Origin of the sequence: Bifidobacterium sp. SO1, assembly GCF_018555335.1 — a bacterium.
GTDB classification, from domain to species: Bacteria; Actinomycetota; Actinomycetes; order Actinomycetales; family Bifidobacteriaceae; genus Bifidobacterium; species Bifidobacterium simiiventris.
Genome location: NZ_JAFEJR010000024.1, coordinates 1 through 14,642, shown reverse-complemented (window position 1 = coordinate 14,642; position 14,642 = coordinate 1). Strand labels below are relative to the sequence as shown.

Below are 14,642 nucleotides of genomic sequence, written 5' to 3'. Positions count from 1 at the left end.
ATTCGGCAACGAATACGGATACTGTTCCATGAACATGGAAAAAGAAAGCCGAACATGGCATGTCTTCCTATTCGACAAAAAGAACGACATTCCATTCGATGAATTCGATCATCGATGCAGGAATCTTCGCATGATCCGGATGGATGACGATGTTCTTCCTGGAGTCATGTACCGTGGAACCCACGACGAATGCGCCTATTATCTGGACGGACTCATCTCCTTGATCGAACCCGAAAAACGTCCGAAAGACATGCCGGATCTCACTTACGGAATCCTGCATGATTCCGTACCGGACGACACGGATGAAAAACATTACTCATGGCTGACGATCCAAGGCAACCAGATTCCGATGATGCCGAAGGAAAGCGACATGGATCGGGCCGCACTCGCATGGGATCTGTCCGAACGACAGGAGCACGAACCCATTCTCTTCTCAAAACAGCCGAACAAGACGGGACAATCGGATTTCATAGCGAATGTGGAAATACTCGATCTGAAATGGACGACCCGGACGATCATCCTGTTCTCGCCGGCCAGACTCCTGTCATTCGTCAGGGAAAGAATGCTTGGAACCACAACCCGAATACTGGACAATCCCTCGAATCCGAAAAAGTGGGGGCATGCCGCGAATCAGTATCGTCGTCTGCATCCCCGAATGCTCCACCCGTATGACGTCTTCGAATGCGGGGCCTGCGGCATCACGAAAACCGAATGGGATGACTCGATTAGGGAGCTTGACGAAGCCGTGGATTACTGTCGGATGATCCGGGAGGAACGAAGATTCAGGGATGATCAGCGAACCCAGATCATTCTTGCATGGGCTTCGATACTGGCCGCCTATCAGGCTCTTATCGAAATCAAGCCGACCATTCGCGGAATCCAACCCATATTCCGAATGTGGATGATACTACCGGAATGGATCCGGTATTCGAATGATCTTCTTCTCCTGATCCTTTGTCTTCTGGCGGGCATCGCTTCGACTATCTGGATAGCCAGAAGCTGAACAGGATCGTCATCACGATCGCCCCCATCCAGGCGGGGAGCAGTGGAATCGTCGTGTGAACGTATCGTATGATCGGACCGTCATCCGGAAGCGGTCTGTAACGAAACCCTTCGCAGCCCATCCAGAACAGCATGGCGATCGGATTCGCCAGATACAATAGCATTGCGAACAGGAACGCGCCGAACACATCCCATGAATCCGTCATCGCGCATATCCACCACATGCAATCCGCAATCAAGAGCGGATACGCGACGGCGACGATACGACCTGGAGAATATGAGATATCGGATCGTTGACGCTTCGAACCGATGATCCTTCTCCGGATCTTCCATAGTAATGCCTCGAGGATGATCATCCCAATCCACATGATCATGCATGGAAGCCACGGATTCCTGAACCACTCCATGATGAATCCATGCGTCAAAACACGTGAAGGGCTTCGACATATGCAGACGCGGGGCGGACAGGGGGACGCCGGCACTCCCATCCGCCCCGTGATCCGGATCAGCCGAAGACCGCTGCCTTGAGTTCGTCGGCCTTGTCGGTGCGCTCCCACGTGAAGTCCTTGTCCTCGCGGCCGAAGTGGCCGTATGCGGCGGTCTTCGAGTAGATCGGACGCAGCAGGTCGAGTTCGTCGATGATCGCGGCCGGACGCAGATCGAACACCTTGCGCACCGCACGCTGGATCTGGTCGCGGGTCACGCCGCCGATCTCGGTGCCGTACGTCTCGACGTTCACGCTCACCGGGTCGGCCACGCCGATCGCGTACGCGACCTGCACCTCAACGCGATGCGCGAGCCCGGCGGCGACGATGTTCTTGGCGACCCAGCGTGCGGCGTAGGCGGCGGAACGGTCGACCTTGCTCGGGTCCTTGCCGCTGAACGCGCCGCCGCCGTGGTGGGCGGCGCCGCCGTACGTGTCGACGATGATCTTGCGGCCGGTGAGCCCCGAGTCCGCTGCCGGGCCGCCGAGCACGAACGAGCCGGTCGGGTTGACGAGCACACGGTAGTCATCATGCTCGACCTTATCGCCGAGGACCTCGTCAAGCACCGGCTTGATGACATGCTCGACGAGCTGCGCCTGCAGCCAGTCGTGCGTGGCCTCGGGATCGTGCTGCGTGGAGATCAGCACCGTGTCGAGACGCACGGCGTGATCGTTCTCGTCGTATTCGATGGTGACCTGCGTCTTGCCGTCCGGGCGAAGATGCGGCACCTCACCACTCTTGCGCACCTGCGCGAGACGGTAGGCGAGACGGTGCGCCAGATGGATCGGCAGCGGCATCATCACGTCGGTCTCGTCGGTCGCGTAACCGAACATCACGCCCTGATCGCCGGCGCCCTGCGCCTCGTAGCGTTCCTCGCGGGAGGCGGCCGTCTCCTGTTCGTGGCTCAGACGGGACACGCCCTGGTTGATCTCCGCGCTCTGGCCGGTGATCGAGACAAGCACGCCGCACGAGTCGGCGTCAAGGCCGACCTCGCTGCTCGTGTAGCCGATGCGACGCACCACGTCGCGCACCACGTGCTGCACCTCACAGTAGCCTTCGCTGTTCACCTCGCCGAAGATCAGGAACTGGCCCACGCCGGCCACGGTCTCCACGGCAACGTGCGAGTGGATGTCCTGCCGCAGCAGATCGTCCAGAATCGCGTCCGAAATCCGGTCGCAGATCTTGTCGGGATGCCCTTCGGTCACCGATTCGGCCGACACCAGACGACGCTCATGATGAAGATGATTATCCATAGGATCACGCATGCGTCGGCGATCGACGGAGACTCGTAGCATAAAATCAGCGGACGCATGAGCCGACCGACGAAAACATGGACGGGAGATGAGCGGAACATGACGGAGGGAAAAGAGGCATTCGCTCTGGCGGAACGACTCAAGGACGATACGGTATGGAAGACCGCGAATCTGACCGGACTGAATGTCCCCTACGATTCCGCATCCACCGTCGCGTTGAAGGGCATTGGACTCAAAGGCCGACCCGTCGAAGAGACGATTCTCCTTTACCGGCTAGCGAACGCCTGGGATACGATGCTCGCCAATCCGAATCATCCGCTGGACGGGGACATGTTCGACTGCTATCGGACGATCCTAGGCTCCCCGGAAGGCATTCGATCCCCGGAGAGGATGTCCAGTCCGACGGAGGAAACGGCCATCGAGGAATTCATCCGAATCTACCCCAAGGATCCTCTTCTTGCGGCCATATGCGCGAATCATCTTCTTGTCAACGGCAACATAGGACTACTGGCGGTTTATCCCAGACAATCCAATGAGCTGAAGACCCGCACGGAGGACGGTGATTCGAACTGGATCGGATATCATGCGATCGAACTCCTTCCGGGAGGACTCACAAGGGAAAGGATGAAGGAATATGGTCGTTGATCGAAACAACAGATCCCATCGGCCCGCAGGACTGGCGAAAGGCGTGGCGGGAACCTTCGACGAGAACAATCGCAAAGGCGGGGATTCGGATCTGACGCCACCCATTACGACAGTCTCCTTCGGATCGGAACGTGAAGCGTGCGGGGAACTGGCGAAACGCAGAAACATCGATCTGTTATGGAAGACCGCAAGCATCGAAGTTCGTGGACTCACCTTCCCCGACACCAGGGATGTGTTCAAGGGCATCACCCCGGCCGATGCGCGTGCGAAGGACATCATGATCCTCAACAACCTCAAACACGCTTGGCAGTTCCTGCTTGACGATACCGACTGGCCCGTCGACTGGCAGTATCTGTCCGAATACAATCGTCTTGTCGGAGAAGGGATCGAGCCGAATCCGGGATCCATGCGAACGGATATCGTCACCATCGGAGGCACCGAATACGTACCCGCAATCCCCGCACATGACGGCATTCGTCAGCAGATCGAAACCGATCTGTCGCATGATGATCCCGAGGAACGGGCATTGAACCTTTTCGCATCGATCAGTCGCGGACAATGGTTCAGCAATGGCAACAAGCGCACCTCCGCGATGGCGGCGAATCATTGTCTCATCCACGACGGCATCGGCGTATTCGCGCTCCCCCCCGGAACGCGTCGACGACGAATTCAAGGATAGACTCCTGCAATTCTACGAGACGAATGAACGCGAACCATTCATCGACTGACTGAAATACCATGCAGTCGGAAGGCTCACGAATAACGGTCTTACCTCAGCCCAACTGGACGGCGTGGACGAACAGCCGAAGGAAAACTGATCAGAGACCAATCCGAGACGATCATTCATCATCGAAAAATCGGATCATCCCAAAGAGAATAGAGGAATGATGCGGGATGACATGTCATCGATGTCATGTCATCCCGCATCATTCCGTTCGGATTATTCATCCGGGAGTAACGACTTCCAGTCGATCAGCCCCGGATGCGGATCCTCGGCGATCATACGGTCGAACCGTTCACGCCATTTCCTGTCCCGATCCGGGTCGAGCAGGTCGAAGAACCGGCTGATGCTCCCGTCGGGCACGAGCCCGCTGCCTTCCAATGCGCTGACGGCGATGGGCGAATTCTCCCAGATCCCGTCGTAGTAGCCGCCGTCTCCGAACGGGGGTTCGTCGCGTACGCATGTGGGGCGTTCGCATTGGGCGGCGCGACGCTTCGCCTCCCCGTCACCCATGCGCCCGTTCGCCCATTCGATGCAGATGCCGCGCAGCGTGTCCATGATCGGTTTCCTTTCGGCGTGTGGCATCCGTTTTATCCTTGCGGCCGGCTCATGCGTCCGCGCGCGCATGCCATTCGCCGCCGTTCGCATCCGTGAACCGTCGCTCCGCCCGCATCATCCACTCCCGTGAGCCGGGCTTCTCGTTATGCATCCATGACATGATGCTGCTCGGCTTCATCCCGTTCGCGGTGATCGGAAGCATCCCGTTTTTGGTGCGCTTGTCGCCCACGTGCGCCGTCCAATACTCATGCCCCTCACCCATGACGATATCCACGCTCGGATCACGGCGGACGAGCTTCAGCGCGTCCTTGACGCCGCGATGGCGGGCGGTGAGACGGATCATCGCATACTGGCCGACCGTGCCGCCCAGTCCGGCGAACGGCCGCAGCACCTTCTCATCCGGGTCGAACACATCCGGATTCGAGGCCATGAAATCCCGGTATTCCGTCTCATTGTCGCACAGCGAGTCGCGCATGAGACGGTAGAGTCGTGTGGGTTTGCGGCCGTCCAATAGTTCGCGTTCCAATCGGCGGAATCCGGGGGTTTTCCGGTATGCCATGCCGGCCCGCGGATTCCAATCCTCCCGTTCAAGCTCGCGGAGCACGTCGGCGAATGCGATGCGATCGTCGAACGCGCTGCCATGCTGCAAACCCTTGTCCACGTTCTCCTCATACAGGGCGCGCATCCCGTCGCCCAGACGGTCCACATGCTCCCGTTCGATGGTTTCGCGATGCTCCGTCTTCGCCCGGATGGTCCGCATCATGGACTGTCGGCGACGGTATTCGGGTGATTCCCGCCAACGGGCCTCCTCACGGTCAAGCATTTCCCGATGTTGGCGTTCGAACAGGTCGAAACGCTCCCCGTAGCTCATGGAAGGCAGTCCCGCATCTTGGAGCGCCCCGTCGGGGTCGATGCTCGTGGCGAGAATGTTCCGGCGTGCGGTCAGCTCCAAAGCATGCCGATCCGGGATTGTGACCGTATGTCCTTGGAAGGCGCGGCCGACATGCGCGGCGATCATGTCGGCCGTGCTGCCGCCGGTCAGATCCGGGTCGAACCGGATGGCCGCCGCCAATAGGGGGAGATCATCCCGATCCCCGTCAAGCCGCGCATCCTCCACCCATCGGCCGACCCTCCCCAGCACGGCATCCGCATCCGACATGGTATCCGTGTCGCCGTAAAGCCGCCGGGTCATGTCGGCCATGATCGTCCGCATGTCCGGCCCCTCATTCGCGGGAGTCGGATCGGTGATGTCCGAGTCGGCCGGACCTCCGATCATATGGTCGAACTGGCCGCCCTCCGGCGTGCCCTTCGGCTTCCTGCCCTGACGTGAACAACCCATTTCATGCCTCCCCGCATCCGATGATATCGATTCTCCTATGCGAGCATGAAAACGACAGGCCCCGCGACAGGGGAAACCCGTCGCGGGGCCTGGAAGCCAGGTATGGTCGGAAAAACTCCACTGTCAGCCGACGTTCGGCGTGACGCCGGGGGCCGGCTGGACCGGCGGTTCCGGCTGCTGCGGGATCGTGGTCGGATCGACCGGCGGGACGGGCTGGCGGACACCCGACTGATTGGCGAGCATCTGGCGGGTGAGTTCGGTCTGCACGGTCTGGGCCGCGAACGACTGGCGGGCCATGTCCATAGTCTCCTCATGACGGGTCTGCGCCCGGTCGGCGAACACGAGCTCCTGCACCTTCTCCGCGAACGATTCCAGCTTCGCCTTCTCGAAGATGCTGACCGTCAGATCATTTGAACCGCCCGCCTGGTTGACGAACGTGAGCCGCGCGTTCATCGCGTTCGCGAGATTCGCGACGGCGATCAGGAGAAGAATGACGCCGACCATCGCATTGTCGGAGAAGGCGGACAGTCCGGCGATCAGGAGAATCACGCCCAGCAGGGCGGGACCCAGGTTGAAGCGCGTGTCCGTGTCCACGCTGGCGACATTGTTCAACGGGATCGTCTTCGAATTCGATCCCAACGGGATCACGCCCAGCAGCGTGTTGGGCGCCTTGTAGCGGATGCGCGTGCTCGACGCGGCGATCTCCGTCTTCAGCCAGAACAGTATGATGTTCGGGCTGAACGATTCGCTCGTCGGATTCTGCTCGCCCGGCGCGAAGTCGAAAGCCATGATTCGTGTTCCTTTCACTCGAAAAAGGGAATCCCCTCCGATCTCCCTGCGGGGATCATGATGTGCGAGGATGCTATGCGTCAGATGCGGAATCGGGTCAGACTGTGAACCGGCCGCGACGACATGGGAAGCGGATCATCCCGCCTATCAGACGTTCATGGAATCGTGGATCGCGTTCCGTTTCCGGTCCATGCGGGTGCGCTGCCGGTTCGGACGCGGATCATGCGGCGTGGCCGCATTCGACCGGCGCAGGCCGCGCATCGCCTCGATATACGCGGGGTTCGCGGTTTTTTGCCATTTCATCGCATGCTCTCCAAACCGGCCTTCCAGCCGTTCCTGTACGCAGTGCGACGCAGCTGCTCCAGCTCGTACTGGCTGATCGTCACGAGCGTCGTCCCATCCTTCGGCAGCGGGTAACGCTCATCAAGACGTTCATGCAGAACACGATCATCCGGTTCGCGCGCCGGCTCCGCATACATTCCGCCGTTCGGATTGCCCTTCGGGAAATGACCCATCACTGGTCTCCTTCACACATGTCATGCGACCGTTCTCGCATGCCCCACTGGTTTTCACTGACGAATCACGCATGCGTCCGCGACGAACGGATAAAAGGCGTGCGGCGGATGAGGCAATGCCTGCCCATCCGCCGCACGCCAAGGTTCCGACCGCCCCTTACTTGTCGCGGCTTTCGCCGGCCGCCCTGCCGGCCACGTGCCCGATGATCGCGCCGTTGAGCATGTCCTTCAAATCCAGTCCGATGCTTTCCGACAATGCGGCGGACAGTTGGCTGACAGCGTTCGTCGTATCGCCGACCATTTTCGTCGTGTTCCCCTCCCCGTACATGGTTATCCGGTCCACGTTGTTCAACGGCTGGGCGATCGCACGCGCGATGTCGGGCATGACCTGAATGTACTGCTGGGCCAGAATGAACGTGTTGTTCATGCTGTTGTACGCGTTGCCCTGCGCTTCGATGCCCGCGGCCTCACCCTCGCCCTTGGCGCGCAGCGCATCACCCTCCGCCTGGCCGCGAAGCCTTGTGGCCTCCGCATCCGCGGTGGCGGTCGCCCTGACGGCCTCCGCATTGTCCTGGGCGACCTTCAACTGGGCTTCCGCGTTCTTCATGTCCCGATACGCCTGCGCGTCCGCGTTACGCTGGGCGACGGTCAGATCCGCTTCGGCGGTCTTCGTCGCATTGTACGCGTTCGCATCCGCGTTCTTCTCGGTGACGAGACGCTGCGCCTCCGCACGCTGTTCGGCCGCATACCGGTCAGCCTCCGCCTGTTTGCGAACGGTCGCATCCAGCTCCTTCTCCTTGACGGCGGCCTGCCGGGCGGCCAGTTCGACGTTGCGTTCCTCGGCGGCGATCTGCGCATCCACGCGCGCGATGTTCAATTGCTTGGTGCGTTCGGCCTTCACGGTCTCGTACACGAGATCGGCCTTCGCCTTCGCCTCGTCGGCGGTGGTCTGCAGTTCGGCCTTCTTCAGATCCAATTGGTTCTGCCGTTCGGCGACCTGCTGATCCGCGTTGATCTTCGCCAGCTGCGCGTCACGGCCGATCTGCGCGGCCATGTCGGCTCCCATATCCCGGATCACGTTCTGCCCGTCCGAAAAATCCTGCACGTTGAACGTGACGAGTTCCAGACCAAGGGCCTCCATGTCGGCCTTGGCGGCATTGGCGACGGTTTCGGAGAATTCGTCGCGATTCTCCATGAGCGTGCGCAGTTCCGTCTTGCCGATCGCCTCACGCATCTTGCCCAACAGCACCTGCGTGACGTCGGCCATCATCCGCTGCTTGTCCTGATTGAGATAGTTGCGGGCCGCGATCTCCAGCGGATCATGTTCCATGCCGTCCGAACCGGCGAATGGGGTGACGCCGATCTGGAAGTTCGCGACGGCGCTCACGTCGATGAGAATCGCATCCTTGGTGGGGATCGGCGTGTCCGTATGCAGTTCCGACTGGACGACTCCCAGACTAAGCCAGTCGCATCGTTGGATGAACGGGATGATGAACGAGGATCGGCCCGTGACGAAACGGCGTCCGCCCGGCCCGGTGACGACCAGCACCTTGTCGGTGGGCGCGACCTTATAGCAGACGAATGCGAGCAGGATGATCAGGATGATCAGCGCGCATATGAGCAGTGCCGGAAAAGCGTATGGGGACATGAATCCGGTTTCCTTTCAGAACGGTGGTATCGCATGCTCCCGTATGCGTCGGTTCCGTCCGTCGCGGCCCATTCGGGAGGCTGATATCTCCCGCCGCATTCGGACGGTATTCGATCCCGTTGATCCGGACGGCCACGTCCCCATTCGTTTTTCCGCCGCAGATGATGCACATGGTCAAGCCTCCCGGTCATCGTGTCGTCACCGTGCTATGACGGGAGGCTCATGCATCCGCGAGCAGTCTCCGCTCCCTGCGGACGGACATCATGCCGGGGATTCGCCGGATGAACGCATCCTCGAACGTCTCCCGATCCCCGTTCGCCAGAACATCCTCAAATAACGGGAGGAGTCCCCGTTCGGGCGCGAAGATCCCCCGTCGATCATGGATCAGGCGATGATTGCAGCAGACGGCAGCGAGGATCGGATTCGCATCCCACAGGCTTCGCAGCAGGTCGAACGCGTCCGCCTGTCCGCCCAGAACTTCCGGCGTCGGGATGCCGAGCCGTGCCGCATATTGGCGTCCATCCTCCATCGTGAACGGATGATCCGTCCGATTCAGCATGCCCCGGCATGCGTTCGCCGTTGTTCGGATGAGCCGGCTTTCCTCATCCGGCCGGCCCGGCATCGTGGTTTCCTCGCGTACGATCATCCGGACAGGCCTGTAGGGGATGTCCCGTACCAGGCCGGCAAGACGGTACACGATCTCATCCTCCCGATCCAATGCCATGAGCAGGACGGGATTGCCGAACAGAACGCCGTCGATGATCAGATTCTCAATGGAACATCGCATGGAAACCCTTATGCGTCCCGTCAGTCGATTTCGAAGTCGTCATCCTCATCCGTGTCATCCACCCGGATCGTTTCGACCGGCTCCTCCTCCGGCTCCGGTTCGTCGACGACGCCCACCAGGCGCGGCTTCGCGGGAATCAGATCCGTCCAGTCGACCGGGGTGGCGTCCGGAATGTCACTCATGTGTTCCGCAATGTCGTCGGGCTTGCCGGAATACCAGCATTGGACCATCTGCACGCCGCGACCCATCCGCTCGTACAAACCCCTGCCCTTGGGCATGCCGCCGGAGTCCAGTGCCTGACGGATGAGACGGTTCGCCTCGCCGATGTTCATGTCGGACACGTTGCCGGCCGTGTTCCCGCTGCCGATGAACAGACGCCCCAACTGTCCCTTCGCCATGCCCGCGTCGGGGAGCGCCTTCATGCTCTCCGCCTTCAGCATCTGGGAACCCAGTATCAAAGTGATGCCCTGCGAGCGATGCTGGGTGAGAATGTGACTGATCGCGGCGCCCGCCTTCCGCTTGCACATGTCCCGCCAGTCCTCCATGAGATTCTCATTGTCGATATCCGGATCACCCGTCGGCTTCCGCCGCGCGCCCGACGACAGTTCCAGCATGGACACCAGTTCATCCAGGAACACGAGAATCCTCTTCGGCCGGACATCGTCGGGCAGATCATCCAGATTCGCGACCCCATGGGAGGTCTGCAGATCCTTGCGCCTCTGTCCCTCGCGATCCACCCACTGGAGCATGCCGACGCAGTCGGCCAGTCCGGTCGCGAAACCGGAGCATTTCGACCGGACCCCGCTGAAATCGTTCGCGTTCTTCACCGGATCGCCGATGAACAGCATCCAGCCGCGTCGCAAAGCCCCATCCGCCAATGTGACCGCGGCGCTCGTCTTGCCGCTCATCGTCTGGCCGGTGATCAGCAGATGCGCCGTATCATGCGGGTCCAATACGACGGTCGACCCGTCATCACCGGTCGCGAACGGCAGCGCGGTGTCATCCCCATCCAGCGCATTCCAGTCGCACGGGATCATCGCGGGAAGAGGATCCTTCTCCGCGAGCAGGAGTGACAGGCCGGTGTCGGATTGGATGCGCCGCGCGTACATGAAGCCGCTCGTCGCACGGAACCCATCCAGTTTCGACAGCGCGCCCTCCACGCCAAGGCCGGCGGGCAGCGTGAAATCGGCGCGGGTCAGCATGCCGCCCGCTTCGCCGACCCTGACGGTGGTGACCGGCCGGCCGTCCGCGCCGGTCGCCTTCGACGCGGCCCACGCCTCATCCAAACGGAGCCGGATCATCCTCTCCATGTCCCGCCTGTTGCGCCACAGGCGCGGGTTCGCATCCATGCGCGTGCCCGCCCACAGCTCCACATGGCTCGCATCCCGCCAGTCCCAGAGGGTGAGATCCGCGCCCATCATGCTTTTCAACCGTTCCTGCACGCGCCGCAGATCGGCGGCCGTGACCCCGTTCTCCAACCTGATCCGCATCCGCCACATGCTTCCCCGGACCGCCAATTGGGCGGCGTCGCCGACCGTGCACGGGCTTTTCAACGCCTGCGCGCACGCGCGGGACACGACGCATTGGGCGAGCATGCGGCTCGCATCATCCGCGCCCGTCAGATCGCGGAGCATGTCGGGAATCCGATCATTCTCCTTATGGTTCGTACGCTCCGCCTGCACGAACATGAGCCGACGGGTCATCAGCTGGCGCGTGTTCGGGTCGAATACGGGGAGCACATCCGCGTAATGGGATTCGCCGAATGCGGGCCGCAAATCGGGTTTCATGTATTCGTGCACGTCATGGCCGCGCTGGATGCTCATCTGCGTGACCGTGACCGTCCACCCGTACGGGTTGCGCAATCGGTTCGCGGTGTCATGCCAGATCGTGGCCGGCGCGGGCAGCTTCGCGGTCTCCAAGCCGCCGGTGAACGTGGTCTTCAGATCCGCGTCGCGACGGATCAAAGCGAAGTAGCGGGGAATGTCGTTCATGTTGCGGGTGAGCGTGCGCGTCATAAGCGGCCGTATCGTCCGCCCATCCCACTCATACCGATCCCACTGCTCATCCATGCACACCCATGCGCGCGTGCCGCCCGGATCGGGGATGACGGTCACATGCTCCATGTTCATCCAGTCGCCGAATCGTCCCGGCTCCGCGCCTTTCAGCCAGTCGCGTCCGATGAGCGTCCAGTCCGCGTTCGTCCCATCCACTTCGAACGACCAGACCGCCGGCCGTCCATCCCTTGAGGCGACGGGTTTCAGACCGGTGATCCGGCCGGGGAACGCGCCGTACATGGCGCCCATGCGCGTCTCGTCGACGCCGAGACGGGAGGCGAGCATCACCCGGTCGGCGAGCAGATCCGCCGGCCGGGGCGGCTGCACCGGACAGACGCTCATGATCACTTTGGTGCGATCCTGACCCGCGTACGCGAAGCCGCAGAGAAGACCATCCTGCTGGGTGATCGGCGTCAGCACGCGGTTCAAACCGTCCGACACCCATTCGTTCGCATCCGGCGTGTGCAGCGTGCAGACGAGGCTCCCATCCTGTCCTGTCTCCGTGTCGGACACGTAGCCGGGCATTTGACGGATCGGCGGCTTGTCCATCCGGTCAAGCCACGACCATAATTTCAACGCGGTCGCATAATCCGATTTGAACGCGCGGCCCGCCTGACGGTGCGCGGGAATCATCGGCACGCCCGCCAGTCCGACAGTGAACAGGAGGGTCGGCCACCAGGCTCCCGTGAACGCCCATGCGAGCAGACCCAACGGGAGCGATGCGAGCATGCATGCGCCGATCATCGGAAGCCGTTTCCTCGCCCAGGGGACGCGCCGACGGCGCATATGCGTGTCCAGTCCCTTCACGGTGCACGTCATGTCACGCCGGGCAGCCTGCCAGCCCATCACGTTCAGATACGCGCAGACCGCATCCAATACGGCGACCGTGAGCCGCCATGCCGGCACGCCCATATGATCCGGATCCCATGCGACCCAGGCGAACGTGAGAATGCCTAGCATGATCGCGGGGCACGCGTCCGCGCCCGACGGCAGCAGTCCGCCGTCAAGCCAGCGGGTCGCGCGACGCCATGACGCCTCCCTGCGCCGCTCCCCCACGCCTTCGGCGCGTGGCCTCCCGTCCGGCCATTTGCCCGACAGGGTTGGGCGTTTCGCCGTGAACCGTGCGATGAGGAAACCGAGACAGATCACGGTCATGCCGGGCAGGTGGAGGACGGCGAGCAGAAGCCCGCCGATCAGCGACAGGATGCGGATCGGCGTGTGCGGGCTGGAAGGCTCCCCCATGCTTTTCGAAGAGGCCGTGCGGCTGCGTGAACGATAGGGCATGCGGTTCGGCTATGCGAAATCGCATAGAAGCCATCCTGTCACAAGCGACAAACCAGCCCACTCGCGTGAAGGAGCCGTCATCATGGTCATGGATGCGAACAATCGAAGCCACAAGCCCGCGGGCACGCCGGAAGGCGGCCAGTACGACAGGATGGGAGGCGGCGGGACGGACACGGATCTTGACCCGCTGCTCACCGCCGCCACCCAGGGACTGCGAGCGCACGCCATCCATGACCGGATGAGCGTCAAGAGCGCGAAGGAAACCAGAGGACTGCTGGATGAGGCGGCGCGCATCGAATACGGTCCCGAAGGCGCGATCCTCTACGATGCGAACGGGGAGCTCGTGTTCCGCGAAACCGGTCTCACGCCCGGACTGGACCCGAAGACCATGAAACGGGATCCTCGCGTCCGCGCCGCGATCCGCGCCACGTTCCGCGCCGACCTGTCCGACATGAACGCGGCCGACCGGAGGAGGACGATCCGCATGGCCGCCCGGCATGCGGGCGCGTACGAGCGTCGGATCGCGATCGAGAACAGTCCGAACCGGCGGTATCTGCCCGCCGCCATGATCGCCGGCAGTCTCCGCCGCCGCAAGGATCAGAGGCATGCCGTCGACCTGCTCAAGGCCATCCACTACGAGGATGCGGCGGCGAGCGCGAACATCATCCGCTCCGGCTATCCGGACACCAGGGAGGCCGCATTCCGGTTCATCAACTACACGAAGGTGCAGCGCGAGCCGAAGGATGTGATCGACCGGAAGACCGGCGTGATCCTCCGCCACCAGGGTGATGTGAAGTACGGGACGTGGACGGATCGGGAAGGCAAGGAGCATGAGGGGATGCTCCCCGAACCGAAGGGGGCGGCGGCACGCTCCTATCTGCGCATGATGTTCCAGCCGACCGACGGCGTGCCCACGCGGGGTGAGGCGGATCGCATGTGCCACGTGTTCCACCGGATCGACGATCCGGACGTGCAGGCGAAGGCGTTCTGGAACCTGTGCTACGGGAACCGGAATCCGGCCGACCGGTGGGATGACGTGAACTTCGAGGTGAATCTGATCGGCCGTTCGAAGACGGATCGTGAGGGTGCGCGACTGCTGACCGACTGGTCGAACCGGAAGGGCGGTCAGGGGAATGCGGCGCGCATCATCGCCTACCGGAAGGCGTTGAGCAGGGATGCGATGATCCGCTTCCTCGCGATGGAGCCGGGCGACAATCGTCGTGCGCGCACCATGCACACGAAGCGGAAGAGGAACATGCACACCGGGTACATGGAGGATGTGAAGCCGGCCCGTCTGACCGAAATGCGGTCGTTCATCCATTCCGTGTACGAGATCACCGACAAGGACATCGAGGAGTATCGCGCGACCCTCCCCACGGGCGAGGAGCAGTAGTTCCGGCGACATGAAATGAGGGGGTCGGGGATCATCAGCCAGTGAACCGCACCCTGATTGTTGGACTGGAGTAATTCAGATTCGATAATCGGAGGTGCGGTTTTTTATGTCTGGGGACCGTAGACGTCATTATGATGACGAGTTCAGGAAGATCGCGTTGGCGTTGATT

The 14,642-nt window shown here is 61.7% G+C and carries 14 protein-coding genes; 4 read left to right on the top strand and 10 right to left on the bottom strand.

The features are described 5' to 3' along the window. Nucleotides 1–28: 28 nt before the first annotated feature. Nucleotides 29–1,003 carry a hypothetical protein gene (locus JS541_RS13365; protein WP_214374992.1) on the top strand — a complete coding sequence of 325 codons (975 nt, stop codon included), beginning with the start codon at nucleotides 29–31 and terminating at the stop codon, nucleotides 1,001–1,003. On the opposite strand, the gene JS541_RS13360 is transcribed toward JS541_RS13365, so the two are convergent. Further along, on the bottom strand, nucleotides 981–1,208 hold the full coding sequence (locus JS541_RS13360) for a hypothetical protein (protein ID WP_214374991.1): 228 nt from the start codon (nucleotides 1,206–1,208) through the stop codon (nucleotides 981–983). The genes JS541_RS13365 and JS541_RS13360 overlap by 23 nt on opposite strands. Nucleotides 1,209–1,507: 299 nt before the next feature. Beyond that, nucleotides 1,508–2,740 (bottom strand): methionine adenosyltransferase, encoded by a 1,233-nt coding sequence (metK, locus tag JS541_RS13355; RefSeq protein ID WP_214374990.1) that lies wholly within the window; start codon nucleotides 2,738–2,740, stop codon nucleotides 1,508–1,510. A 99-nt stretch (nucleotides 2,741–2,839) separates the two neighbouring features. Between metK and JS541_RS13350 the strand changes: the two genes are divergently transcribed. Then, nucleotides 2,840–3,385 carry a hypothetical protein gene (locus JS541_RS13350; protein ID WP_214374989.1) on the top strand — a complete coding sequence of 182 codons (546 nt, stop codon included), beginning with the start codon at nucleotides 2,840–2,842 and terminating at the stop codon, nucleotides 3,383–3,385. Then, the gene (locus tag JS541_RS13345) at nucleotides 3,375–4,064 is read left to right on the top strand and encodes a Fic family protein (RefSeq protein ID WP_214375035.1); all 690 of its coding nucleotides are present in this window, start codon (nucleotides 3,375–3,377) and stop codon (nucleotides 4,062–4,064) included. Before JS541_RS13350 ends, JS541_RS13345 begins: the two co-directional genes overlap by 11 nt. A 261-nt stretch (nucleotides 4,065–4,325) precedes the next feature. Here JS541_RS13345 and JS541_RS13340 read toward each other — a convergent pair whose 3' ends face one another. The 8 genes from JS541_RS13340 to JS541_RS13305 all read right to left on the bottom strand — a co-directional run bounded on the left by JS541_RS13340 (nucleotide 4,326) and on the right by JS541_RS13305 (nucleotide 13,038). Further along, the gene (locus JS541_RS13340) at nucleotides 4,326–4,691 is read right to left on the bottom strand and encodes a hypothetical protein (protein ID WP_214374988.1); all 366 of its coding nucleotides are present in this window, start codon (nucleotides 4,689–4,691) and stop codon (nucleotides 4,326–4,328) included. Nucleotides 4,692–4,713: 22 nt separating this feature from the next. Beyond that, a complete protein-coding gene (locus JS541_RS13335) occupies nucleotides 4,714–6,003 on the bottom strand; it encodes a hypothetical protein (protein ID WP_214374987.1) in 1,290 nt (429 codons plus the stop codon). A gap of 123 nt (nucleotides 6,004–6,126) precedes the next feature. Next, complete coding sequence (locus tag JS541_RS13330) at nucleotides 6,127–6,792, bottom strand: hypothetical protein (protein ID WP_240539375.1); 666 nt, start codon at nucleotides 6,790–6,792, stop codon at nucleotides 6,127–6,129. A 147-nt stretch (nucleotides 6,793–6,939) separates the two neighbouring features. Further along, nucleotides 6,940–7,095 (bottom strand): hypothetical protein, encoded by a 156-nt coding sequence (locus JS541_RS13325; RefSeq protein ID WP_214374986.1) that lies wholly within the window; start codon nucleotides 7,093–7,095, stop codon nucleotides 6,940–6,942. Continuing rightward, nucleotides 7,092–7,307 (bottom strand): hypothetical protein, encoded by a 216-nt coding sequence (locus tag JS541_RS13320; protein WP_214374985.1) that lies wholly within the window; start codon nucleotides 7,305–7,307, stop codon nucleotides 7,092–7,094. The genes JS541_RS13325 and JS541_RS13320 overlap by 4 nt, the downstream gene beginning before the upstream one ends. A gap of 157 nt (nucleotides 7,308–7,464) precedes the next feature. Continuing rightward, the gene (locus tag JS541_RS13315; protein ID WP_214374984.1) at nucleotides 7,465–8,955 is read right to left on the bottom strand and encodes a flotillin family protein; all 1,491 of its coding nucleotides are present in this window, start codon (nucleotides 8,953–8,955) and stop codon (nucleotides 7,465–7,467) included. A 220-nt stretch (nucleotides 8,956–9,175) separates the two neighbouring features. Then, on the bottom strand, nucleotides 9,176–9,742 hold the full coding sequence (locus JS541_RS13310; protein WP_214374983.1) for a hypothetical protein: 567 nt from the start codon (nucleotides 9,740–9,742) through the stop codon (nucleotides 9,176–9,178). A 20-nt stretch (nucleotides 9,743–9,762) separates the two neighbouring features. After that, nucleotides 9,763–13,038 (bottom strand): cell division protein FtsK, encoded by a 3,276-nt coding sequence (locus tag JS541_RS13305; protein WP_214374982.1) that lies wholly within the window; start codon nucleotides 13,036–13,038, stop codon nucleotides 9,763–9,765. Between the two features lie 124 nt (nucleotides 13,039–13,162). On the opposite strand from JS541_RS13305, the gene JS541_RS13300 reads away from it, so the two are divergent. After that, nucleotides 13,163–14,473 carry a hypothetical protein gene (locus tag JS541_RS13300; protein WP_214374981.1) on the top strand — a complete coding sequence of 437 codons (1,311 nt, stop codon included), beginning with the start codon at nucleotides 13,163–13,165 and terminating at the stop codon, nucleotides 14,471–14,473. Nucleotides 14,474–14,642: the final 169 nt, after the last annotated feature.